22 protein-coding genes and 1 pseudogene are annotated in these 24,344 nt (G+C 62.6%); 11 read left to right on the forward strand and 12 right to left on the reverse strand.

Annotated elements, in window-relative coordinates; translation table 11 throughout:
- Positions 1-60 precede the first annotated feature (60 nt).
- Together ACU8HS_RS16560 and ACU8HS_RS16565 are read left to right on the forward strand one after the other, a co-directional pair.
- A complete protein-coding gene (locus ACU8HS_RS16560) occupies positions 61-771 on the forward strand; it encodes an AAA family ATPase (RefSeq protein ID WP_112703150.1) in 711 nt (236 codons plus the stop codon).
- A 126-nt stretch (positions 772-897) separates the two neighbouring features.
- Positions 898-2,013, forward strand: coding sequence for a helix-turn-helix transcriptional regulator (locus ACU8HS_RS16565; protein ID WP_112753296.1), 1,116 nt, complete (start codon positions 898-900; stop codon positions 2,011-2,013).
- 6 nt (positions 2,014-2,019) lie between these two features.
- On the opposite strand, the gene ACU8HS_RS16570 is transcribed toward ACU8HS_RS16565, so the two are convergent.
- Positions 2,020-3,405 (reverse strand): L,D-transpeptidase, encoded by a 1,386-nt coding sequence (locus tag ACU8HS_RS16570; RefSeq protein ID WP_113414140.1) that lies wholly within the window; start codon positions 3,403-3,405, stop codon positions 2,020-2,022.
- Positions 3,406-3,661: 256 nt separating this feature from the next.
- Here ACU8HS_RS16570 and ACU8HS_RS16575 point away from each other — a divergent pair, with 256 nt between their 5' ends.
- The 4 genes from ACU8HS_RS16575 to ACU8HS_RS16590 all read left to right on the forward strand — a co-directional run bounded on the left by ACU8HS_RS16575 (position 3,662) and on the right by ACU8HS_RS16590 (position 5,762).
- Positions 3,662-4,501, forward strand: a complete 840-nt coding sequence (locus ACU8HS_RS16575; RefSeq protein ID WP_112703153.1) for a DUF4432 family protein — start codon at positions 3,662-3,664, stop codon at positions 4,499-4,501.
- 83 nt (positions 4,502-4,584) lie between these two features.
- Entirely contained in the window at positions 4,585-4,923 is a 339-nt protein-coding gene (locus ACU8HS_RS16580) for a TIGR01244 family sulfur transferase (protein WP_112564702.1), read from the forward strand.
- A gap of 131 nt (positions 4,924-5,054) precedes the next feature.
- Complete coding sequence (locus ACU8HS_RS16585) at positions 5,055-5,396, forward strand: RidA family protein (RefSeq protein ID WP_112703155.1); 342 nt, start codon at positions 5,055-5,057, stop codon at positions 5,394-5,396.
- 129 nt (positions 5,397-5,525) lie between these two features.
- Positions 5,526-5,762, forward strand: a complete 237-nt coding sequence (locus ACU8HS_RS16590; protein WP_447014713.1) for a hypothetical protein — start codon at positions 5,526-5,528, stop codon at positions 5,760-5,762.
- Between the two features lie 30 nt (positions 5,763-5,792).
- Here ACU8HS_RS16590 and ACU8HS_RS16595 read toward each other — a convergent pair.
- From ACU8HS_RS16595 to ACU8HS_RS16610, 4 genes and pseudogenes are all read right to left on the reverse strand, one after another.
- Positions 5,793-7,443: pseudogene (locus ACU8HS_RS16595) on the reverse strand (thiamine pyrophosphate-binding protein).
- Positions 7,444-7,472: 29 nt separating this feature from the next.
- Positions 7,473-8,672, reverse strand: a complete 1,200-nt coding sequence (locus tag ACU8HS_RS16600) for a CaiB/BaiF CoA transferase family protein (RefSeq protein WP_112703158.1) — start codon at positions 8,670-8,672, stop codon at positions 7,473-7,475.
- A gap of 49 nt (positions 8,673-8,721) precedes the next feature.
- Entirely contained in the window at positions 8,722-9,678 is a 957-nt protein-coding gene (locus ACU8HS_RS16605; protein ID WP_113414142.1) for a DMT family transporter, read from the reverse strand.
- Between the two features lies 1 nt (position 9,679).
- Positions 9,680-10,624, reverse strand: a complete 945-nt coding sequence (locus ACU8HS_RS16610; RefSeq protein ID WP_447014714.1) for an alpha/beta fold hydrolase — start codon at positions 10,622-10,624, stop codon at positions 9,680-9,682.
- 159 nt (positions 10,625-10,783) lie between these two features.
- Here ACU8HS_RS16610 and ACU8HS_RS16615 point away from each other — a divergent pair, with 159 nt between their 5' ends.
- The 4 genes from ACU8HS_RS16615 (at position 10,784) to metF (ending at position 15,362) form a co-directional block, all read left to right on the forward strand.
- Positions 10,784-11,521, forward strand: coding sequence for a ribonuclease T2 family protein (locus ACU8HS_RS16615; RefSeq protein WP_113414143.1), 738 nt, complete (start codon positions 10,784-10,786; stop codon positions 11,519-11,521).
- Positions 11,522-11,629: 108 nt separating this feature from the next.
- The gene (ettA, locus tag ACU8HS_RS16620) at positions 11,630-13,279 is read left to right on the forward strand and encodes an energy-dependent translational throttle protein EttA (protein WP_112564717.1); all 1,650 of its coding nucleotides are present in this window, start codon (positions 11,630-11,632) and stop codon (positions 13,277-13,279) included.
- 157 nt (positions 13,280-13,436) lie between these two features.
- A complete protein-coding gene (locus ACU8HS_RS16625) occupies positions 13,437-14,462 on the forward strand; it encodes an ArsR/SmtB family transcription factor (RefSeq protein WP_112753304.1) in 1,026 nt (341 codons plus the stop codon).
- The gene (gene metF, locus ACU8HS_RS16630; protein WP_447014715.1) at positions 14,463-15,362 is read left to right on the forward strand and encodes a methylenetetrahydrofolate reductase [NAD(P)H]; all 900 of its coding nucleotides are present in this window, start codon (positions 14,463-14,465) and stop codon (positions 15,360-15,362) included.
- A gap of 423 nt (positions 15,363-15,785) precedes the next feature.
- Here the strand turns inward: metF and ACU8HS_RS16635 are convergent, their stop codons facing one another.
- The 5 genes from ACU8HS_RS16635 to ACU8HS_RS16655 form a co-directional block, all read right to left on the reverse strand.
- Positions 15,786-16,679: a DMT family transporter gene (locus ACU8HS_RS16635; RefSeq protein WP_447015915.1), complete on the reverse strand. Its 894-nt coding sequence runs from the start codon at positions 16,677-16,679 to the stop codon at positions 15,786-15,788.
- A 104-nt stretch (positions 16,680-16,783) separates the two neighbouring features.
- On the reverse strand, positions 16,784-18,010 hold the full coding sequence (locus ACU8HS_RS16640) for a lytic murein transglycosylase (RefSeq protein ID WP_112564724.1): 1,227 nt from the start codon (positions 18,008-18,010) through the stop codon (positions 16,784-16,786).
- 82 nt (positions 18,011-18,092) lie between these two features.
- Positions 18,093-18,890: a glycoside hydrolase family 25 protein gene (locus ACU8HS_RS16645; protein ID WP_112564726.1), complete on the reverse strand. Its 798-nt coding sequence runs from the start codon at positions 18,888-18,890 to the stop codon at positions 18,093-18,095.
- A gap of 120 nt (positions 18,891-19,010) precedes the next feature.
- Complete coding sequence (locus ACU8HS_RS16650; protein ID WP_447015916.1) at positions 19,011-19,664, reverse strand: class I SAM-dependent methyltransferase; 654 nt, start codon at positions 19,662-19,664, stop codon at positions 19,011-19,013.
- A gap of 14 nt (positions 19,665-19,678) precedes the next feature.
- A complete protein-coding gene (locus ACU8HS_RS16655) occupies positions 19,679-20,923 on the reverse strand; it encodes a DUF3419 family protein (protein ID WP_112703166.1) in 1,245 nt (414 codons plus the stop codon).
- A 197-nt stretch (positions 20,924-21,120) separates the two neighbouring features.
- Here ACU8HS_RS16655 and ACU8HS_RS16660 point away from each other — a divergent pair, with 197 nt between their 5' ends.
- Complete coding sequence (locus ACU8HS_RS16660; RefSeq protein WP_447014716.1) at positions 21,121-22,512, forward strand: serine hydrolase domain-containing protein; 1,392 nt, start codon at positions 21,121-21,123, stop codon at positions 22,510-22,512.
- Positions 22,513-22,535: 23 nt separating this feature from the next.
- Here ACU8HS_RS16660 and ACU8HS_RS16665 read toward each other — a convergent pair whose 3' ends face one another.
- Together ACU8HS_RS16665 and ACU8HS_RS16670 are read right to left on the reverse strand one after the other, a co-directional pair.
- Positions 22,536-23,504, reverse strand: coding sequence for a transglycosylase SLT domain-containing protein (locus ACU8HS_RS16665; RefSeq protein WP_112564733.1), 969 nt, complete (start codon positions 23,502-23,504; stop codon positions 22,536-22,538).
- A 161-nt stretch (positions 23,505-23,665) separates the two neighbouring features.
- Complete coding sequence (locus tag ACU8HS_RS16670) at positions 23,666-24,301, reverse strand: LysE family translocator (RefSeq protein WP_112564735.1); 636 nt, start codon at positions 24,299-24,301, stop codon at positions 23,666-23,668.
- Between the last annotated feature and the right edge of the window lie 43 nt (positions 24,302-24,344).

Genomic DNA, 24,344 nt, shown 5'->3' on the forward strand with positions numbered 1-24,344 from the left:
ACAGTGCGAATAGAAAAAGAGCGATGCCGGCTCGCGCCATTCCCTTTCGAGGACTCACATATGCCAGTCATCACATTCGCAAATACCAAGGGCGGCGCCGGCAAGACCACGGCCGTATTGCTGCTTGCCACCGAGCTTGCCCGCCAGGGCTACCGCGTCACCATCCTCGATGCCGATCCGCAGCACTGGATTTCGCGCTGGCACGAAATCTCCGGCCATGTGCCCAATATCAGCGTCATCGATTTCGTCACGACGGCCTCGCTGCCGCAGCACATCAGCGAAAACAAGCAGAATACCGATTATTTCATCGTCGACCTGCCGGGCGCGCGCAATCCGCTGCTGGCGACGGCCGTCGGTCTTTCCGACCACGTGCTGATCCCGATCCAGGGCTGCGCGATGGATGCCCGCGGCGGCGCCCAGGTTCTCGAACTGCTGCAATATCTCGACGAGAAGGCGGGCATCAGGATCGGCCATTCCGTCGTGCTGACCCGCGTCAATTCCATGGTCACGACCCGCGCGCTGCAGCTCGTCAAGGCATTGCTGAACGAGCGACATGTGCCGGTTCTCGACACCGCGATCATCGAACGCTCGGCCTTCCGCGACATTTTCGATTGCGGCGGCACGCTGCACACGATGGACCCGATGCGCGTCAGCAACCTCGACAAGGCCCGCGAGAACGCCCACTGTTTCGCAGAGGAAATCATTCGCAAGGTGCCGGGCCGGCTTCCGGTGGCAGTTCGGCTGGCAAATGCGATGGGCCGCGCCGCCTGACCAGAATATCCGAGTAGAAAATTGATGCCTCGGCTGTCGCCGGGGCATTTTCTATTTGAAATTACATTTGCTCGCTGATGTAATGATTGGCAGATTGCAGGAATCCCTTCATCGGCGAAGAAATGCATGAGCATCACGCGGCAAGTCGACGACAAGCTTATCGATTCCATCTACGGAATCGTTTTCGGTGAAGAGCGATGGGATAGGTTCCTGACGGAACTGAACGGATTGCTGCCGGGCGGGGGAACCAGCCTGTTCTACCATGACGCGGCGCGGGCGGAAGGTTCGTCGCAATTCCACATCAACATGGATCAGGCCTGGATCGACACCTATTCGCGTTATTACTGCCGGCTGAACCCGTGGATATCGGGCCTGAACGCCACGCCCACCGGGCAGGGGGCGATCGGCGAGGATTTCATATCCTATGCGGAGCTTTCCAGGACCGAATTCTTCAACGACTTCTGGCACCGGCACGAGGGGCACGGCGCCGTCGGCATGGCGATCCTGCGGGAGGGGAGCCGGTCCTTCAATCTTTCGATCACCACGACCCGCTGGACCGATCCGGACGAGAGCCGGGCCTGTGCCGCACTGCTGACACGGATCGGGCCGCATCTGAAGCGCGCCTTTGTCGCGGTCGAATCCGGCGGCCGGCAAAAGAGCCCTTCGGAGATCGACGGGCGCCTGTTCGATGCCATCGGCGTCGGCGTGCTGCTGCTGAATTCGGAGCGGCGACTGGTCTCTGCCACCGCCATCGGGGAGGCGGTGCTCGAACAGGGGCGCGGTTTGTGGCTGTCCCCGCTCGGAATCCTGCATCTTGCCGACAGGGATGCCGATGACCGTCTTACGCTGATGCTGCGGCACGGGGAGGAGGCGGAACGCCAGCAGACGGTCATGGCCGATGGCCGGAAGATCACCCTGCTCAAGCTCGAAAAGAGCCGCCAGCCGCGATTTTTCGAGCGGCCGGTCGTCGCCATCCTGATCGAGCCGAAACAGACTGCCACAGGGCTGAGCGACGAGAAACTGCGCCGCGATTTCGGCCTCACGCCGGCCGAAATCAGGGTGGTGAGGGCGCTGATTTCGGGAGGTTCGGTTGCGGGGCTGGCGGCCGAGACCGGCCGTTCGCGGGAGACGATCCGCTCGCAGGTGCGGTCTGTCTACATGAAGACGGGCACCAGGAAGCAGGTGGAGCTCTTGCGTCTCATCCAGCTCGGCGAGCGCCCGGCCGGGACACCGGGCGAATAGATTTCCTCAATCGACGAATTCGACCGTCACGCCGGGCTTGACCATCTTGGCAAGCTCCGTCGCGTCCCAGTTCGTCAGGCGGATGCAGCCGTGGCTCTGGGTGCGGCCGATCCTGGAAGGGTCGGGCGTGCCGTGAATGCCGTAGGTGGGCTTGGAAAGCGCCATCCAGACGGTGCCGACCGGGCCGTTCGGGCCGGGCGGGATCTCAAGGATCTTGTCGTTGGCGCCCTGCTGGAAATTGATCTTCGGATTGTAGGTGTAGCCCGGATTGAAGGCGACGCGCTCGACCGTCACGGTGCCGGACGGCGAAGGCGTGTCGGTGGAGCCGATCGAGGCGGGATAGGCGGCAACGAGATTGCCGGCGTCGTCATAGGCGAAGACCTGCTTGCGGCCCTTGTCGGCGAGGATCTTGGTGACGGTGCCGGTCTTGTTCTCGCCGGGATTGACGACCTTGATGACGGTGCCGGGGATCGTGAAATCGACGCCGGGGTTCATTTCCTTCAGGAAGTTCTCGTCCATGTGGAAACGTTCGGCGAGCGCTTCGGTGACCGACGTATAGGCGAGCGACGGCAGCAGCGCCTTCTGCGAATAATCTTCCGGGATCTGCGCCACATAGGGGCCGGCGGCATCGGCGTCCGTGATCGTGTAATTGACGACCGGCAGGCCGCCGTTCATGCGCAGGTCTTCGAGGATCGCATCCGTATTGTTCGGATCGAGCTTGGTGCCGGTCATCTGTTCGTAGGCGTAGATCGCCTTGGTGACGTTGGAGCCCATATGGCCGTCGATGACGCCGGGCGAAACGCCGGAACGGTCCAGAAAGACCTGAAGCGCGACGATCTCGGGCTTCGACTTGTCCTTGAGGGTGATTACAGGCTCCTGCGGCGCCGGGCGCGGTTCGTCGGCCGGCGGAATCTGCTGATCGGGCTCGACTGCCGCGTAATCCTCCTGGCCCTGCTGATCGCCCGGATAGGGCTGATCCTCAAGCGGCCGGCGCTCGATCGCCGCATCCTGCGGAATGGAGCCGGTGACCGGCCCGCGCTCGGAATAGCGCGTGTCGCCGTAAGGGTTCTGGTCGGGATAGTAGGGATCGTTGTTATAGGCGTCGTTATAGGCTTCGCGGCTGGTGCGCGGCGAATAATAGCCGCGGGCGCGCATTTCGGTGGCGACGATATTGCCGTAGCGGTCGATCAGCACGCGGTTGCCGCGATAGTCGTGGGCATAGACGAAGCCGCGACCGGGCGGCACGTAATCGAGGATTTCGCCGCTCGGCGTCACCAGCACGATGTCGCTTCTGTTACGGCCATATTGCTGCGCGTCGGCCCGCGGGGCGACGGCGGCGAGCGCAAGAAGCATGGCCGAAAGGGAAAGGGCCGATTTCATAAAGCGATTCACGACTCACACCTCGATCAGTGGCTCGGCAGACACACACCTGCGAATCTTGACGCTAGTGTGGAAATTTTGAAGCCGTGCTGAACAAAACATAAAAACAGCAGTATTTCGCGTTTACTCATAAACGCTTGCGCGAAAATGACGTTCCCGTGAAGTCGCCGGTTGCGGCCTTTCCTGTTGCCGCTTTTGCCGGCCGATTGACTAGGCTGGCACCACCACCTAACCCTACGGCAGCCGAGAATCCCGGGAGGACAGACCGATGATCGAATTTGCCGCCGCGCGCGGGCCGCGCCTGATGCTGGATGAAACATCGGTTCTCGATATCGGCGGCTGCGTCGTGGAAGGCGTCGATCTCGCGCCGAAACGCGCCATTCCCGACGATGGCGATGCGCGAATCGATCACTCGCTGGAAGGCTTTCTCTTCACCTGCGGCCCCGACCATATCCGCCATCGCCAGCCGATACCGGGCGCTGACGGCAAGATCTATCCGCTGCATGGCTCGGCCTCCGGTCACGCGGCCAGGGTGCTGCGGACGACGTTCGAAAACGGCAATGCCGAATGCCGTGCCGATATCGACATCACCACGGTCGAAGGCCTGCCGCAGCGCATCGAACGCCTGTGGCGGATCGACGGGGCGACGGGCGAGGTCTTTCTGGAAGACCGCGTCGTCAATACGAGCGACCGGACGGTGCCCACCTTCCTGATGTATCATATGAACATCGGCGGCAAATGGCTGGACGCGGGGACACGGCTCGAAGGCGAAATGCTGGACGGAGGCGGTTTTCCCTGGACCTTCGGCGAGGAGCCGGGCGGCATCTTCTGCGTCGAAGCGCCCGCCACGGTTGATGGTTTTGCCGAAGTGCGGCTCGGTCCGATCGCCGCCGTCAACGGCAGGACGCTGCGGGTGCGCTTTCGCGCCGATACGCTGCCGCATCTGCAGATCTGGCGGAACCAGAAGGCGCCGGCCCATATTATCGGCATCGAGCCGGTGTCGCACCGCTGGGTGCTGCGCGATGAACTGGAGGCGGCCGGCGAGTTCAACTGGCTGAAGCCCGGCGAAAGCCGCAGCTACGGATTGCGTTTCGCGTTCGTCCAATGAAGGGGCGTTCGGCGAAGACGTGTTGACGCCTCCGGGTGTGCGTCGTAGACCTTCAGCCCACCATTTTCGAGGAGATTGAGACGATGGATATCCGCCAGATCGACGATGAATACTCCGTTTCCGGCCAGATCACGGTTGACGAACTCGACCAGATCAAGGCGCTCGGCTTCAAGTCCATCGTCTGCCATCGTCCGGATGGCGAAAGCCCGGACCAGACGCCCTTTGCCGTGATCGAAGCCCGCGCCAGGGAGCTCGGCCTGCAGATCACCCAGGTGCCCGTCGGCCCGATGGGCGTGACCGAAGAAGCCGTGCAGGGCATGGTGGACGCGCTCGACGAATTCGAGCGCCCGATGCTCGGCTATTGCCGCTCCGGCGCACGTTCGACGGCAATCTATCAGAAGACGCATCACATCCGCGCCTGACCCGGCTTTACCCGGAGCAATCCTGCGCCGCTTTGGTTCTTGCTCAAGCATCGGACTATCCGAAAACCGCTTCACACTTTTCGGTCCGATGCACTGACTCGGCGCTTTTATTTGATGAACAGGAGAACACGATGAGCATCAAGCGTATCGACATCGGCCCCCGCATGAGCGGCGCCGTCATTCACGGCAACACCGTCTACCTCGCAGGCCAGGTCGGCGAAGGCGAAAGCGTGACCGATCAGTGCAAGTCGGCGCTCGGCGAAGTCGACCGGCTGCTCGCCGCTGCCGGCAGCAACAAGTCGAAGATCCTGCAGACGATCATCTATCTCTCCGATATCGCCTATTTCGCAGAGATGAACGCCGTCTGGGAAGGCTGGATCGACCCGGCAAACCCGCCGGCCCGCGCCACCAGCGAAGCCAAGCTCGCTGCGCCGAAGTACAAGGTTGAATTCATCGTTACGGCTGCGATCTGATCTGGAGAACACGGAATGTCAACGAGGCGCCTGCTGACAGTATGTTTTGCCGGTTGCCTTGTTGCTTCCGTGGCTTCTGCGAAAGAGCTTCCCCCAATTCCCAAAGGCGATGAGCTGGGGGTGGCGTCAATGAGCATGACCATCGCACTGACCTGCGACATGCATTACAAGCGCCCGCAGCTCGTTCGAAATGCAAAAGCGCTCTTCCTTAAGTTTGCCCGAAAAGAACTGCCGGAGCCGCAAGCGGCAACAGAACGGGCGTTCAGCACGGCCCGTCGTGGTGCCTCGCAACAGTCAACCAGACAATATTCCAAAGAGAGCTGCGATCAGCTGGATAGAATGCTGAAACGCGAGCTTGCCCGCTGATATCCGGTCGGCGCGGTCCTATGTTTTCAATCAGGATTTCTCGCGGATCTGCGTCAGTGTCCGCGCCGGCGTGATCGCTTCCGGATCAAGCTTGATCTCGATGATCGCCGGCTTGCCGCTGTCGCGCGCCCTCTCGAACGCCGGCGCGAATTCCTCCGTCTTTTCGACCGTCTCGCCGTGGCCGCCATAGGCGCGGGCAAGGGCTGCAAAATCCGGATTGGTGAGATCGGTGGCGCTGACGCGGCCCGGATATTCGCGCTCCTGATGCATGCGGATCGTGCCGTAGATGCCGTTGTTGACGACGACCACGATGATCGGCAGGCCGTAGCGCACGGCGGTGGCAAATTCCTGTCCGTGCATCAGGAAGCAGCCGTCGCCGGCAAAGCAGATGACTTGCCGTTCAGGAAAGAGGTGCTTGGCGGCGACGGCGGCCGGCAGGCCGTAGCCCATGGAGCCCGAGGTGGGAGCGGCCTGCGTGTTGAAGCGGCGGAAACGGTGGAAACGATGCAGCCAGGTGGCATAGTTGCCGGCGCCGTTGGTGAAGATCGTGTCCGGCTTCGTATTGGCCTCCAGCCATTCCATGATCGGCCCCATATGGACCGCGCCCGGGCCTGACGCCGGCGGCTTCGACCAGGAGAGATAGGCCTGGTGCATGCGGCCCGTGCGTTCGGCCCAGCGCGGTTCTGCGGGGGCTTCGAGATCGGCGAGTGAAGCGACGAAATCGGCGGGGCTGGCGCAGATCGCGAGATCCGGGCGATAGACGCGGCCGAGTTCGGACGGGTCGGGATGGATGTGGACGAGCGACTGGGCCGGGTAGGGGATATCGATCAGCGTATAGCCCGAGGAGGGCATTTCCGACATGCGGCCGCCGAGCAGGATCAGCAGGTCGCTTTCCCGGATCTCATTGGCGAGCCGGATTGATGCCGATGCCGACATCGCCGGCATAGCAGGGATGCAGGTGGTCGAAGAGCATCTGGCGGCGGAAGGAACAGCCGACCGGCAGGCCGAAGCGTTCGGCAAAGGTCTGGAAGTCTGCGACGGCATCGGCATCCCAGCGGGTGCCGCCGAGGATGACCATCGGCCGTTCGGCCTTCAGCAGGCGCAAATAGAGATCATCGATCTGGCTGCGGCCGGGATGGGCTTCGACGCTGACGTAGCGCTTGGGCTTCGGGGCCTCGACCTCGTCGCGCAGCATATCCTCGGGCAGCGTCAAGACGACCGGCCCCGGACGGCCTGACGTGGCGACGGCAAAGGCGCGGGTGACGAATTCGGGAATGCGGGCGGCGTCGTCGATCTCGCCGACCCATTTGGCAAATTCGGTGAAGGCGCGGCGGAATTCGACTTCCTGGAAGGCTTCGCGTTCGCGCGCCTCGCGCTGGACCTGGCCGATGAAGAGGATCATCGGGATCGAATCCTGCCGGGCGATATGCAGGCCGGCGGAAGCGTTGGTCGCGCCGGGGCCGCGCGTGACCATGCAGATGCCGGGCTCGCCGGTCAGCCGGCCCCAGCAGTCCGCCATCATTGCAGCCCCGCCTTCCTGGCGGCAGACGACGACGTCGATATCGCTGTCGTGCAGGGCGTCGAGCACGGCAAGGAAGCTTTCTCCCGGTACGCAGGAGAGGCGCTTTACGCCATTTGCCTTCAGCGCCTCGACGATCAGTTGTCCGCCAGTCCTCTTCATGGCCTCTTCCTTCTCATGGCCTGTTGCTCTCATGACGACGTCTTCTTCTCCCATTGAAGAAGCTCGGCCAGAACCTCGTCATTGTGTTCGCCCAGGCGCGGGCTCGGCCGCTCGTAGCGCAGCGGCGTTTCCGACAGCACGACCGGGGTGCGCACGCCCGGGATCATGGTTCCCGCCGCGTCCGGCAGGTCGATGCGCAGGCCGCGGGCGACGATCTGCGGATCGGCAAACATTTCCTCGATCGTGTTGATCGCGCCGGCCGGCACGGCATTGTCCTCGCAGGCTTTCAGCAGGTCGGCCTTCCGCCATTTCAGCGTTTCGGTGGAGACCATCAGGCGCACCGCATCCCTGTTGGCGACACGGGCCTTGTTGGTCGCGAAATTCTCGTCATCGCCGACGACGAGGCCGAGGATGGCGCACAGGCGGCGGAACTGGGCGTCATTGCCGACGGCGAGGATCAGATAACCGTCTGATGTCGGCACGACCTCGTAGGGCGATATGTTCGGATGGGCGTTGCCGAGGCGCACGGGCGCGCGGCCGGAAACAAGGTAGTTCATATTCTGGTTGGCAAGCACGGCCGATTGCACATCAAGCAGCGCCATGTCGATCATCTGGCCTTCGCCCGTCTTCAGCGCGTGGATGAGGGCGGCTTCGATCGCCGAGACCGCGTAGATGCCGGTAAAGATATCGGCGATCGCCACGCCCGCCTTCATCGGCTGCCCGTCCGGGTCGCCTGTGATCGACATGAAGCCGGACATGCCCTGGACGATATAGTCGTAGCCGGCGAGATTGGCATAGGGGCCGGTCTGGCCGAAGCCGGTGATGGAACAATAGACGAGGCGGGGATTGATCGCTCTCAGGCTGTCATAGTCGAGACCGTATTTGACGAGGCCACCGAGCTTGAAATTCTCGATCAGCACATCGGCGGTGGCCACGAGGCGGCGCACCAGCGACTGGCCTTCCTCGCTTTTCAGGTCCGCAGTTATCGAGCGCTTGCCGCGATTGGCGGAATGGTAATAGGCGGCCGAGAGATTCTCGCCATCGGCTCCCTCGACAAAGGGCGGCCCCCAATGCCGGGTGTCGTCACCTCCGTCGGGGTTTTCCACCTTGATGACATCGGCGCCGAGATCGGCCAGCATCTGCCCGGCCCAGGGGCCGGCGAGCACGCGCGCAAGCTCGATGACCCGGATGCCCGCAAGCGGCGGCTTCTTGTTCTTGTCTTGCGTCATGTTCCTCCCGGTTTCCTCCCAAGCTCCTCCTCATGGGCGGTTGCGGATGTCAGGGCGCCCGCGTTGCCTCAGATGTATCGGATACGGGTTTGGAAGCAAAGCGCCGCTCGCGCCAGATGATGTAGAGGCCGGACGCGATGACGATGAGGATGCCGAGCCATTTCAGCGCATCCGGGAAATCGCCGAAGACCAGCCAGGCAAAGACCGTGGCCGAGACGATTTCCAGATATTGCAGGGGAGCGAGCGTCGAGGCGGGTGCCGCACGATAGGCGTAGGCGGCGAGAATGCCTGTGACCGCGGCGGCAATGCCGGTGCCGAGCAGGTAGGCGAAGGCCGGCAGATCGGGCATGGCCGTATCGATGATGTCGGAGCCGCTGCCGTAACCGACGAAAAGGATGACGGCGCAGAAGAAGATGCCCCAGAGCCCGGTCTGGAACTGCATGGCCCAGGGGTCTTCGCGGTGCGACAGAACCCGCGTCATCAGCGCGAAGACGGCGATGCAGAAGGCGCTGACCACGGGCAGCAAGGCGATATAGCCGACTTCTTCGAAACTCGGCTGGATGATCAGCATGGCGCCGAGAAAACCCACGGCGCAGGCGCTGTAGCGCCGCCAGCCGATGGTCTCCTTCAGGAAGATGCTGCCGAGGATCGTCAGGATGATCGGCTCGACGAAGAAGATGGCGATGGCATCGGCAACGGCCATGACCTTCAGCGTGGTGACGAAGCAGATCATCGAGGTCGTGACCATGGCGCCGCGGATCGCATGATACCAGCTCTGCTTCAGCGTGAACTGGATTTTCGCGCCGCGCAGGAAGACGAAGGGCAACATGGTCAGCGACTGGATGACGAAGCGGAAACCGGCGACTTCGGTAGACGAGATCGTTGCGGTCGCAAGCTTGGAGAAAATGTCGATCAGCGGCGAGATCAGCACCGAGAGCAGCATGAACAGCAGGCCGAACGTCACCTCCGAGGAGGCGGGAAGGCGGGCGGAAGTCATACTCGTCATCTCAGGTCCTTTCACTCGGGACCGTGCGGACGGCGGCGTCGCACCAGCGGGCGAAATCCGCGATCGGCTTCTCCGCGCCGATTTCGTTCAGCGTTTCATGTCGCAGGTCCTGATATATCTCAGTGCTGATACGGGAGAAGCCCTGGCTTTTCAAACGCTTTGACAGCCAGAAAACGGCTTTTCCCTTGGATGTTGCCGGATCCTGGCCGCCGCCGACCAGATGGATCGGCAGATCCTTCGGCAGCCTTTCAAGCCGCTCCTTGGCGATACCGCGGAAGGTGAGGGCGAAGACGTCGAGCCAGAGCGATACCGAAGCATCGAAGCCGCAGAGCGGATCGGCAATATAGGCATCGACCTCGGCCGGATCGCGCGACAGCCAGTCGAACCCCGTCCGGTGGCCGGGAATGGATTTGCCCCAGGCGGAGAATGTCAGCCGCGGCAGCATGTCGCTCGGCACGTCGGAGCCCTTGAGCATGCGCTCGGCCAGCAGGATCGCCTGGGCGACCCGGCCGGAAAGACCGACGGCGAAATTCGAGTTCCAGACGGCAAGTGCTGCGAAACGGCCGGCGAGATCTTCCGCGGCATTGAGCGCAATCAGGCCGCCCATCGAGTGGCCGAAGAGAATGACGGGCAGGCCCGGGTGACGGCCGGTGGCAAGGCTGTGGACGGCGGCGATATCGTCGACGACGTGTTCGATGCCGCCGCGTTTCGAAAAACGGCCGAGCGGCGCATCCGGTGCGGTCGTCTCGCCATGGCCGCGATGGTCGTGGGCATAGACGTGGCAGCCTCTGGCGGCCATGGCCCCGGCGAAGCGCCGGTAGCGGCGCGAATGTTCGGCAAGCCCGTGTGAAATCATCAGGATAGCGCGAGGCCGCCCTTCTGCGGGCTGGTGATGGCAGGCAAGCGAAGCCCCGGCATTATCAAGCCGTATCGTCTCGGAAAACATGCATTCCTCCCCCCGCACAACAGACCAGATATCGGGGCAAATGCAATATTGCGTTCCCGTCCATACATGAGAAAGCATGTGTCGCCTTGCGATTCAGGGTTGCGCAAACTTCGGCTTCGTGCTTGTTTGTTCCTGTAATGTTCTTTTTCGGGGCTATCAATGGGCAAGTTTCTTTTTTCGGTTTCCATCCTGTTCCTCTCGCTTTCGTCGGTCGGGTCGGTCTGCGCGCAGGAAAGCGGACGCACGCGTTTCATCCTTGCGGCAAGCTGGCAGCCGGCATTCTGCCAGACCAACCAGAAGAAGGCGGAATGCGCCAGCCAGAGCGGCGAGCGCTACGACGCCACCAATTTCTCCCTCCACGGCCTGTGGCCGATGCGCCAGGACTATTGCGGCGTACCGGCCGACCAGAAAGCCGCCGACAAGGATGGCCAGTGGACGAGCCTGCCGGCCGTGAACCTCTCGACCGAGACGAAGGCAGCACTCGACAAGGCGATGCCCGGCACGCAATCGGGACTCGAGCGGCATGAATGGATCAAACACGGCACCTGCACGAAGATGAGCGCCGACGATTATTTCGCCACCGCCGTCGACCTGATGGGCGACCTCAACGCCTCTGCCGTGCGCGAGCTCTTCGCCGCCAATGTCGGCAAGGTGCTGAAGGCGGAGGCGATCAAGGCAGCCTTCGACAAGAGTTTCGGCGCCGGCGCCAGCGACCGGGTGAAGATGAGCTGCCGGCGCGTCGGCAACACGCGCGTGATCAGCGAACTGACGATCGGGCTTTCGCAGGATGCCGTTTCGGCTCAGGCCAAGGAAAAGGGCCTCGGCGGTCTTATCCAGGCAGCCGGGAAGACCTCGTTCGGCTGTGACGAAGGCCTTGTGGATGCAGCCGGCTTCTGACGGAAACATGCCGAAATCCTGACGAAACAGGGTTTCGGCGTTGCTCGCGGGCGTGGTTTCGCCTACATAGCGGCCACGATTTCAAGTTTCCGTCCGGAGCATCCCAGCATGGCACGCCAGTTCATCTATCATATGTCCGGCCTCAACAAGGCCTATGGCAACAAGAAGATCCTCGAGAACATCCATCTTTCCTTCTATCCCGATGCCAAGATCGGTATTCTCGGTCCGAACGGCGCCGGTAAGTCGACCGTGCTGCGCATCATTGCCGGCCGGGACAAGGAATATACCGGCGAGGCCTGGCTCGCCGAAGGGGCGACGGTCGGCTACCTGGAGCAGGAGCCGCAGCTCGATCCGAACAAGACGGTGTTCGAAAACGTCATGGAAGGCGTCGCCTCCAAGACGGCGATCGTCGATCGCTATAACGAGCTGATGATGAACTATTCCGACGAGACGGCGGAAGAGGGCGCGAAGCTTCAGGACATTATCGACAGCCAGAATCTCTGGGATCTGGAAAGCCAGGTCGAAATGGCGATGGAAGCGCTGCGCTGCCCGCCGCGCGATTCCGATGTCACGACGCTGTCGGGTGGCGAGCGCCGCCGTGTTGCGCTTTGCCGCCTGCTGCTGTCGCAGCCGGACCTGCTGCTGCTCGACGAACCGACCAACCATCTGGACGCCGAAACCATCGCCTGGCTCGAAAAGCACCTGCGCGACTATCCGGGCGCCGTGATGATGATCACCCACGACCGCTACTTCCTGGACAACGTCACCGGCTGGATCCTGGAACTCGACCGCGGCCGCGGCATCCCCTACGAAGGCAACTACTCGGCCTACCTGCAGGCCAAGGCCAAGCGCATGCTGCAGGAAAACCGCGAGGAAGCATCGCGCCAGAAGGCGATCAGCCGCGAACAGGAATGGATCGCATCCAGCCCGAAGGCCCGTCAGGCCAAGTCCAAGGCCCGTATCAAGTCCTATGAACAGCTGGTGGAAGCCGCCGAAAAGCAGCGTCCCGGCGACGCACAGATCATCATCCCGGTCAGCGAGCGTCTCGGCCAGGTGGTCATCGAGATGGAGGGCATCACCAAGGGCTTCGAGGGCCGCACGCTGATCAACGACCTGTCGATCAAGCTGCCGCCGGGCGGTATCGTCGGCATTATCGGCCCGAACGGCGCCGGCAAGACGACGCTGTTCAAGATGATTACCGGCCAGGAAAAGCCCGATGGCGGTTCGATCCGCATCGGCGAGACGGTGCAGCTCGGCTATGTCGACCAGAGCCGCGACGCGCTCGACGGCAACAAGACCGTCTGGGAGGAAATTTCCGGCGGCGCCGAAGTCATCAAGCTCGGCAAGTTCGACATGAACTCGCGCGCCTATTGCGGCGCCTTCAACTTCAAGGGCGGCGACCAGCAGCAGAAGGTCGCCAATCTTTCGGGCGGCCAGCGCAACCGCGTTCACCTTGCCAAGATGCTCAAGGCCGGCGGCAACGTGCTGCTGCTCGACGAACCGACCAACGACCTCGATACGGAAACGCTGGGTGCGCTCGAAAGCGCGCTGGAAAACTTCGCCGGCTGTGCCATCATCATCAGCCACGACCGCATGTTCCTCGACCGTCTGGCGACCCACATCCTCGCCTTTGAAGGCGAGGGCCATGTCGAATGGTTCGAAGGCAATTTTGAAGATTACGAGCAGGACAAGATCCGCCGCCTCGGCCCCGATGCGCTGAACCCGGGCAGCCAGGCCCACAAGCGCCTGACGCGCTGATCGGTTCTTCACGCGTTGCGAGAGCCCCGGCTGGTCCGGGGCTTTTTCATGTCCGCCGTCGCTGTCGCCACAGGCAAGTTCGCAAATCGGCAAAATGCCGCTTGCCTCCGCTATCCAAATCACATAAAGATATCTTTATATGTTGATTGGGTAGGATATGAGCGAACCCTTAAGGCTTGGACTGGATGCGCTGGTGGACGTCTTGAAGGCGGCCGGCGAACCGACGCGCCTGCGGCTTCTGGCGCTGCTGGCGGCGGGCGATCTCACCGTGACCGATCTTACGGAAATTCTCGGCCAATCCCAGCCCCGCATCTCCCGGCACCTGAAGCTGCTCGGGGAGGCGGAACTTATCGACCGCTATCAGGAAGGTGCATGGGCCTATTTCCGGCTGGCCCATGAAGGCAAGGCTGCCGCTCTGGTGCGCAATCTCCTGAAGCACGTCTCGGAAAACGATCCGGTCGTGCAGCGTGACGGGGAGCGCCTGGCCGCCGTCAAGCGCCAGCGGGCCGAGCGGGCGCAGGCCTATTTCAGCCGCAACGCCGCCGAATGGGACGAGCTTCGCCGCCTGCACGCCGCCGACGAAGAGGTGGATGCGGCCGTCATCAAGCTGCTTGGTGCAAACCCGATCGATTCGCTGCTCGACCTCGGCACCGGCACCGGCCGCATGCTGGAACTGCTTGCCGGCCGCTATCGCCGGGCCATCGGCGTCGATGCCAGCCGCGACATGCTGAGCGTCGCGCGCGCCAATCTCGACAAGTCCCGCATCACCACCGCTTCGGTGCGCCACGCCGATATCCTGAACCTTCCGTTCGAGGGACAGGATTTCGATCTGGTGACGATCCATCAGGTGCTGCACTTCTTCGACCAGCCCGAGATCGCGATCACGGAGGCTGCGCGCATGCTGCGGCCGGGCGGGCGTCTCGTCATCATCGATCTGGCGCCCCACAATCTCGAATATCTTCGTGACGAACATGCCCATGTCCGGCTCGGCTTCTCGCACCAGGCCATGTCGGACTGGGTGCGCAAGGCGGGCCTCGATGTGGAGCAGGTCGTCGATCTTCATCCGGGTCAGCAGGGCGAGAAGGGCCTCACGGTTACGATCTGGCTCGCGCGCGATCCGAGGCGCCTCGTGGCTTCGCTGGAGAGCGAAGGCGCCGTACCTACATTTGCCGGGAGAGAATGAATGACCCAGAAAAACGACGCCCGCCGCGATATCAGGATCTCCTTCGAGTTCTTCCCGCCGAAGTCCGAGGAGATGGAGGGCCAGCTCTGGAGCACGGTGCGCGACCTGCAGGACTGGAACCCGGAATTCGTGTCCGTCACCTACGGTGCCGGCGGCACGACCAAGGCGCCGACTCTTTCCACGGTCACGCGTTTCCTGACCGACACGCCGCTTGCGACCGCCTCGCACCTGACCTGCGTCAGCGCCACGAAGGAGGAGACGCATCAGGTCGTCGACAGTTTCCGCAAGGCGGGCGTCACGCATTTCGTGGCGCTGCGCGGCGATGCGCCGGGCGGCGTCGGTGCGCCCTACCAGCCGCATCCGGGCGGTTATGCCAATGCGGCCGAGCTGGTGGCCGGCCTCAAGCAGATCGGCGATTTCGAAATCTCCGTCTCGGCCTATCCGGAAAAGCACCCGGAAAGCCACGACCAGGCGGCCGATATCGACATGCTGAAGCGCAAGGCCGATAACGGCGCCGACCGGGCGCTCACGCAGTTCTTCTTCGACAACGACAATTTCGAGCGCTATCTCGAGAAGGTGCGCGCGGCCGGCGTCAAGATCCCGATCGTTCCCGGCATCATGCCGATCCAGAACCTGACGCAGCTGAAGCGGTTTGCGGGCGCCTGCGGCACGGTCATCCCGGCCTTTCTCGACGAGCGTTTCGCCGGATATGACGACAGGCCGGACGAGCGCGCCAAGGTGGCTGCCGATGTCGCAGCCGAACAGATCGAGGATCTCATCCGCCGCGGCCTGCACGAGTTCCATCTCTACACGATGAACCGCGCTCCGCTGGTTTCCGCCGTTCTCGACAATCTCGGCCTTTCGCGCCGGCCGGCAAGAGCCGCGGGCGCTGCAGCCTGAGATCCGGATGCCGCAGACAGAGGAAAAGCGCATGCCGGGCGGGGCATGCGCTTTTCAATATCTGGGGCTGATTGTTTCAGGAGTTCGGTATTTCAGTCTTTACGCCTCGCACCAGCTCAGATGAAGAGCATGGATACGACGAATGCGAACGCTGCACTGACCAACAAGACATTCAAGGATTGTGTAAGTCCCATGTCTGCCTCCTCGCGTTAACCGGCTAATAATATGTCGGAAATGTGTTGGTTGGGAAGCGCTTCTTGTGCTGCACTGCCGAAGGGGGCGGTGGATAAGTCTAATAACGATCAGCCAAGATACTGAAACATAATAGGAAAACAAAACTCGCAAATTTTAACGCTTCGTTACAAAGCGCTAGCGGCGATTCATGCTTTTGGCGGAAGAATGGCGCGCCGCAGCATAATCCTTTCAGGCGATGGCGCGCGAGCGGCGATGGAGGCGGCCATCGAGTATGACAAGCCCGGCGCCGATCAGCGCCATGCCGGCGATGTCAGTCATTTCCAGCCGCTCGCCCAGAAACAGGAAGCCGAGAAGGATCGCGCCCGGCGGCACGAGCAGCGTCACCAGCGACGCGTTGGTGGCGCCAGCCGCGGCCATGATACGGAAGTAGAGAATATATCCGAAGGCGGTGGACAGAAGCGCAATTGCCAGAATGGCCGCTACGGCATTGACCGACGGAATGGCAAGCGTCCAGGGGTGATCCATGACGAGCGACAGCGGCAGGGCGACGAGCGAGGAGGCCGTCAGCTGGCCGGCGGCGATGACGGGCGGTGCGACGCTTCGGAAACGTTTGCCGTAGGTGGCGGCAAATCCGTAGGAAACGGCTGCGATAACCGGCAGCAGGAGCGCCCAGAGGGGCACGCCGCCGCCAGCGGTGACGCCGGGGCCGATGAGGATGACCGTGCCGAGCAGGCCGGTAAGGCAGCCGACGATCTTGGCGGTGGAGAGCTTCTCGTCCGATGTCAGGTAATTGGCGATCAGCACCGTCCAGATCGGCGTCGTGGCGTTGAGAATGGCGGCGAGGCCGGCGCCGATCCGCGTCTGGCCGAAGAAGATCAGGGCATGGGGCAGGGCATTGTTGAGGATGCCGAGAACGAGGAATTCGCGCCAGCGGCTCTTCAGCAGCGGATAGATGCCGAAACGTCCGCCGATATAGACATGCAGCGCAAGGGCGGCGATCGAGAGGCGCAGGAAGACGAGGGTCAGCGGCGGCACTTCTCCAACCGCGATGCGCGCGAAGAAGAAGGAGCCGCCCCAGATCAGGCCGAGAAGGACAAGTAGCCCCCAGGTCAGAGCACCCATTTTCTGTTCCACGCCGATTCCTCCCGTTTCAGGCAGGTTTAGCCGATCGGCGGCAGGCCGCCACCCGATTCATGCGCTCGCGTGGCGACAGGGATCTTCAGCGCTCAGAGCGCGCCGAGGAGGGCAGGGGTCGCCCAGCCGTCGGCCGGCATGCCGAGGCGCAGCTGCTCCTTCTGGATCGCGACACGGGTGCCGGAGCCGAGGATGCCGTCGATTTCGCCGACATCGTGGCCGAGCGAGTCGAGCTTCGTCTGCAGCTGTTTCATCTGGTCGTTGGAAAGGCCCTGCTCAGGCGTGCCCTTCTGGTAGGTCGGGGCGCCGGAAAGGCGGGTCGCGAAATAGGCGGCGGAGGTCGTGTAGATGAACGACTTGTTCCATTCCAGATAGATCTTGAAGTTCGGATAGGCGATGAAAGCCGGCCCGAGGCGGCCCTGCGGCAGAACGAGATCGCCTTCGAGATTGGCGAAGGCCGTATTGCCGTCGCGCGGCTTGACGCCGAGGCTGAACCATTCGCCTGCCGTCATCGTGCCGCCGAGGCCGGATTTTTCCCAGGGCAGGTCATCCGGCACGGTGACTTCCTGCAGCCAGGGCTGGCCGCGCTCGAAGCCCAGGTGCTGGATGAACTTGGCCGCCGTCAGGATCGCATCCGGGCCGCTCTGCTTGAGGCGCACATGGCCGTCGCCATCGCCGTCCATGCCATAGGCGACGATATCGCGCGGCAGCATCTGCACCTGGCCGATTTCGCCGGCCCAGGCGCCGGTATTGGTCTGCGGGTCGAGGTCGCCGTGCTGGACCATCTCGATGAGGGCGATCAGCTGCGGGCGGAAGAGTTCCGGGCGGCGGCAGTCATGCGAGAGCGTCACCAGCGCGTTGCGCGTGTTGAAATCGCCCTGAACGGCGCCGAAATCCGTCTCCATCGCCCAGAAGGCGGTGATGACGCCGGCGGGAACGCCGAATTCCTGCTCGGCGCGGGCGAAGACATCGGCATATTGCTTCATCTTCTGGCGGCCAATGTCGAGGCGGGCCTGGCTGACGGTGCGCTGCGAGAATTCCAGGAAGGTCTGGCGGAAGACGCCCTGGGCGCGGTCGCGGCTCAGAACCTTGGGGTCGATCTCGGCGCCGGCGAGTGCCTTGTCGGCCGCCTCGGCGCTGGCGCCGGCTGCGATCGCGTCCTTCTTGACGCCGTCGAGGAAGGCGGAGAGATCGCCGCCGCAGGGGGCAGCCGGGGCTGGAGCTGCCGTATCCGGCGCCTGCTGGGCGGCAGCGCCTGTCGCTAGCGCGCAGGCAAACAGAAGGGCAAGTGCAGAGCGGCCTTTAAGCGAGCGGTGCATGAAACGATCCTCGTGAAATCACATAGAATCCCGTCGCTTTCCCAGAGGAATGTGACGGAAGCAAGAAAGACGGTGCACGTTACTAAGAATTTCTATCCTTGGAAACGTCCGCCACCCAGTTGTTCCAGTTTTTCGCGGAACCGGCAAAGACATTGATGTCGGTCGGCCCCTTGATGCCGGGGATGACGCCTGTCGACGTATATTGCCAGAAGGCCCAGCGGCGATCGGCATAGGTCACTTCGGGGTGTTTGGCGGTCGAGCGCACCCAGAAGTGATAGTCCTGGAAGTATCCGGCGAGATTGTCGCGGTGGAAATCCACCGAAGTATAGATGATCGGCCGCTTGCCGTAATAGGCCTCCAGGCGATCCATGAAGCGCTGCATTTCCGAGCGGACGGTTGCCGGATCCGGGCGGAAGCGGCAGGTCTTCGATTCCGCGTTCCATTCCACATCGAGCACCGGCGGCAGGCGCATGGATTGCTTCGGCACGTTGCGGATGAACCAGTCGGCCTGGTCGTCGGCGGAAGAGCAGAAATAGTAGAAGTGATAGGGCGCGTGCGGAATGCCGGCGGAAGCGGCCTCGCGCCAATACTCGTCAAAACGCGGGTCGAGCCTGTCCTTGCCTTCGGTCGCCTTGATGAAGGCGAAGGCGACGCCGGATTTGCGCACCGTCTGCCAGTCGATATCGCCCTGCCATTTGGAGATGTCGATGCCGTGGATGGGGTTCTGCTGCGGGCGCTTGGCGCCGAAATCCTGGGGATCGGTATCCTTGAAGCGCGTCTTCGGCTTTATGGAAGCGGTTTCGAGATAGTCGTAACCCGTGGAGCTGCAACCGGCGAGCAGCAGGGCAAGCGGCAGGACGCAAAACAGAAGCCGACGCATGAATATTCCGTCGTGATGATGGATCTGCCCCACAGCCTGACCTTCGAAAACACGCGCCCAGCAGAGGGAATAACCCTCTTTTCCAATATCAACGTAAAAAATTGGTTATTTACAAGCGAATTATGAGCGCTTGCTGATAATCGCCGCACGCCAGGCGTAACCGCCGCCGATCGTCTCGAACGACAGGCGTGCGCCGTTTTCGGCCGCTTGCGCTTCCAGAACCTGGCGCAGGTTGGCGCGCGGTGTGACATGGAACTTGGCGAGCCAGGCCTGCAGAAGCTTGCGGAACCAGGCCGGCAGGCCTTCCTGCTGGCCGAAATCGACGATGTGGAGCTGCCCGCCGGGATTGAGCGCCGCGATCGAGGCGTCCACCGCGCGTTCCCAATCCGGGATCATCGAGAGCGCGTAGGATATCAGGATGCGGTCGAAACCGCTGGCACCGAATTCGCGCGGCGTATAGGCGGTCGCATCCGCCACACGGAAATCCGGGATGGTCGCCTTGGTGGCGAAGGTCTTGCGCGCCGAGATCAGCATTTCCTGGGAAATGTCGAGACCGTAGAGCCTCGCCGTCGGGAAATGCCTGTGGGCGAGCGCCATGTTGCGGCCGGTGCCGCAGCCGACTTCGAGCAGCGTGCCGCCTTCGGGAACGTCGAGATTGCGGATCGTGCGGTCGCGGCCGAGAAGGTAATATTTGCGGGTGAGATCGTAGAAATGGCGCTGGTAGCGGTACATGCCGTCCATCAGGTCGGCATGTTCCTCGCTCTTGACGGTCATTTCGCTCGCTTCGCTCACGCCTTCTTCCCGTAGATATGGAAGCCGCCGTAGATTGCCGAGCGGTCCTGGGTGGTCATCTCACGCGACTGTTCTTCGAAATAATGCCACTGCTCGCGGATTTCAGGGGCGAGGCGGCCTTCGATGATGCTCTTTTCGGCGGCCGTGCGGAAGATCACGCGCGCGCCTTCGCGGGCGGTGCGGGTGATCTCGCGCCAGACATCGTTGAGCTGCTGGTCGGTCATCCAGTCCTGCGCGTCGAGCAGGATATAACGGTCGCGCGATGCGGCGGGCTCGCCGGCCAGCAGCTCGGTGAAGCTTGCATGGTGGACGTTGACGCGATCGACATTGGCGCGGATCACGTCATAGTGCTCCGGCTTCAGGTAGGTCGGCAGCGGGCCTTCGTCGCCATCGGCATAACGGCGCGCGAAAGCCTGCCAGGCGAAATAGTTGTCGCGCATCGGGAAATGGCAGGCGAGCTTTTCCAGGCGATGCTTGAGAACCGGCGCGATGGAATTGTCGGCGGCAAGGCTGGCCAGCTCGTCATATTGCTGCGGCGGGATGCCGAGGCCGAAAAGCGAGCTCTTGCGGTTGGTGATCCAGCGCACGACCGGCTTTTCGAAGAGGGGAGCGATCTGATCGTCGAAGAACTGGCGCTGCTCGCGGATGGAGCGGGCCTTGGTCATTTCCTGCAGCTTCACGCCATGCAGGCGGGCCAGCAGATGGGCGGCGCCGATGAAGCGGCCGAGCAGGCCGGTTTCATAGATGTTGCGGTCGAAGACGGTGACGCGACGGCGGCCGAACTTGCGGGTGTTCCAGTAGGCGCGGGTCGTATTGTCGAGATTGGGCGACAGATAGCGGTCGAAAATCCGGCTGTTCGACTTCTCGTTCGGCATGGCCAGGAAGCGCACGAGATCGGCATGGCTCGGCAGGTTCCTGAAGGCGGCAAGCTTCAGCCTGTTCAGCGCGATATGGTGCGGATTGAGATCGACCACGTCGATCGAAGCCGGCGCCTTGGAGAGGTAGGCGAGCATGTTGCAGCCGCCGGAACCGATCGTGACGATGCGGTGATTGGGCTTCAGCTCCATCGCCTGCATGTCGAGATCGGGGTCCTCCCAGATCTGCGGGTAGACAAGGCCGGAAAAGAGAAGGCCGAAGAGACGCTCGGAGAAGCCGTCCTTGGAAAAAGCCTTGTGGCGGAGAAGCGCTGCCTTGAGTTTCCGGTTCTTGCGGAAGCCGGTATCCGGTGCAAATTCCGACATGAGTCTGTCACCTTTTTAGCGTTCAGGGCGTGTAACCCGGCTCTGCTACAGTTTGATGACGAGCCCTGTGGGCCAGGGCCTGCATCGATATCAGCGCGGAGTTCCGCGAAATTTGAAGTCGATTGAAGCACTTCTTTTCGCTTCGCTCTTTTCGCGGGCCGGGTTTCCTGCTTCTCTCCGCACTCGTGGAGGATTGCATGCGAGTTGTTCTGCGGATCGTCAGGGGCCTTGCCCTGCTTGTCGTTCTCATCGTCATCGGCGGGGGCGCGTGGCTTGCCGTCAGCCCGCCGGAGCTTTTGAAGGTGGGCAACGGTTATGCCGCCAAGATCGTCTGCTCCAATGTCTTCATTGCCGGCCGCGATCCCGACGCCGTGCTCTATGACGACGTGCAGGCGCCGGGAAACTCGCTGCTCAGGCTGATGCGCGTCGAGGTCGACCGGGACAGCGGGCGGGTGACATCGCGGTTCATGGGCATGTTTGCGCCGAGCTATGCGCTCTATCGCGGCGCGCTCGGCTGCACGAGCGTGCCGGACGGCGACTTCGATGCCGCCGCCCGCGCCGCGCCGCTGGTGCCGGCACCGCAGACGGGCGAAAACGATGCGGTCTGGCCGGAGGGCGAGCGCGTGGACGCCGCGGACGGCAATGCCGGGGTCGCTGCCCTTCTTTCCGATCCCGAACTTGCCGGGCCTGCCATGCGGGCGATGGTTGTCGTGCAGGATGGCCGCATCATTGCCGAGCGCTACGGGCCGGGCTTTTCCGCCGGCACGCCGCTGATCGGCTGGTCGATGACGAAGACGGTGAATGCCGCGCTGATCGGCCGGCTGATGCTGTCGGGCAAGATCTCCTTCGACGATACGCATCTTTTGCCGCAATGGGCCAAGGATACGCGCGGCGATATCAAGCTCTCCGATCTGCTGGGCATGGAAAGCGGGCTTGCCTTCAACGAGGATTATGGCGCCGTCGCCGATGTGACGCGCATGCTCTATCTCGATCCCGACATGGTTTCCCTGCCGGCCGGTTCGCCTCTGCTGGCGGCTCCCGGCACGGATTTCCACTATTCCAGCGGCACGGCCGTGCTTCTGTCGCGTATCTGGATGAACAAGGTCGGCGATCCGCAAGCCGCCTTCGACTATCCGCGCGACGCGCTGTTTTCTCCGCTCGGCATGACGAGCGCCGTTTTCGAGGCCGACGAACGCGGCACCTTCGCCGGCAGTTCCTATCTCTATGCCACGGGACATGACTGGGCGCGTTTCGGCCAGTTCCTGCTGCAGGACGGCGTGTGGAACGGCCAGAGGCTTCTGCCGGAGGGCTTCGTTGCGATGATGCGCACGCCGACGGCGAGTTCTAACGGCAAATATACCCAGGGCCAGGCCTGGCTTGCGGGGCCGGGCGGCGGGACGAGCGCCGAATTCGGCCTGCCGCAGGATACGTTCTGGCTGCAGGGGCATGACGGCCAGACGGTGGCGATCGTTCCGTCGGCCAATCTCGTCTTCGTGCGCATGGGACTGACGCCGAGCTGGCTGCGCTACAGGCCGCAGATCGTGCTGAAGGAAATTCTCAACGCGCTTCAATCGGCCAAAGCCGGCTGAAGCCTGTCACCGACGATATTGAATCAGTAATTGCCCTGGGCGATGTCGGTCATGCCCTTGCGCTTGGCGTCGTAATAATAGCCGCGCGCATAAAGACGAACGGCGTCGTCTTCCTTCTTGTCGGCCACCTGCCAGGCGCCCTGCAGGTACTTGCCCGCATATTTGATATTGGTTTCGGCGTCGAAGAGGCCGGCAGGGTTGCCGTCGTAACCCATCGATTTTGCGGTATTGTACTTGATCTGCATGAGACCGAAGTAGCCGCGCTTGTTGTAGGCCTTGGAATTGTAGCGGCTCTCGCGGTGAACGACGCGGTGGAGCAGCGATTCCGGAATCTCGTAGAGTTTGGAATATTTGGTGATGAGCTTGCTGATGATGCTCTTTTCGACGGTCGGCGCATCGTCGCTGTCGTCATCGCTGAACATCGGCGGAGCGGCCGGCGGGTCGATCGGGCCGGATTCGTCGAAGCCGTAGTCCATGGTGAAGCGCGGCGTGGTATCGACGGCGGCGAGGGCCGCGAGCGCGCCGTTCTGCGGCGTCGTGGCCGCGAAGGCAAGCTGCGTCGACGGGCTGGCGGGAGAAGCCGGGCGCGGCGTCGGGATGACGGACTGGATCGCCGTCATTTCCGGTGTGAGCGGAATGGGCGCGTAGCCGTTGGCGGCAACCTGCTGGACAGCGCCCTGCACGGCGAAATCGCCGGCCTGCTGCTGGACGGGGGAGACGACATTCGGCATGGCGGCTGCGGCAAGTACGGGCGCGCCGGCCATTGCCTGCGGATCGAGGGTGGCGACGGCCGGGCCGTTTGCGCCTTCGGCGGTCGGGATGGCGGCAAGCGTCGCATCCTCGCCCGGTTTCGGCATCGGAATGACGGTCTGTTCGGCGGTCAGCTCGGCCTGAGAGGTGTATTCGACGCTCGCGCATCCGGAAATGACGCCGCAGAGCATGGTGGAGACCACGAGGCTGCGTTTCAGGCCGGAAAATCCGATCGCTACCATTCTCTCACTTTCGTGAACCGCGCCGCCCCGGCAGCGTCTTAAAAGTTATCAAATACCTTAAGCCCAGGGACAGGCATTAACCTATTCGTGGCTTTCCGGCAACCACCGAATATTATTAGAGCCTTTCCCGGCAGAATGCTGCAATCTGACCGGGAAAGGCCCTAAGCTGCAATACGGCGATACCCGGCCGTTACGGCGCCGGCTGCGATGAGCAGAGTGCCGCCGGTACGGTTGACGGCGCGCTGCACGTTGGCTTTGCGAATCAGGCCGCGGGCCGCATGGGCGGCGAGCGCGTAGCAGGAGGCGTTGATGGTGGCGAGCACGAGGAATGTCGCTTCCATGACCAGCATCTGATTGAAGAAGGGGAGGGCCGGGTTGAGGAACTGCGGCACGAAAGCCACGAAGAAGACGATGCTCTTCGGGTTCAGCGCCGTCACCACATAGGCGTGCAGGAAGATCCGCAACGACTTTTCTTCCGGCAGGTTGTCGTTGTCGGCAATGTGTTCGCCGACGATCGGCGCCCGCCAGAGCTTGATTCCCAGCCAGATCAGATAGGCGCCGCCGATCCATTTCAACACGGTGAACAGCGTCGCGGATGCGGCAAGCAGGGCGCCCAGTCCGAAAAGCGACGCCGTCATGGCGGTGAAATCGCCAAGCGCCACGCCCGAAACGGTCGCCAGCGCCGTTTTTCGGCCATGACCAAGCGCATAGGAAACGACCAGCAGAATGGTCGGTCCCGGTATGGCGAGCATGATGGCGGATGCGGCCGCAAAGGCGAACCAGGCTTCAAGCGACATGGAATCTCCTCCTATTCCTGGAGAACAAGCAAAGACACCATAT

This window comes from Rhizobium sp. KDH_Rht_773_N (assembly GCF_052946295.1).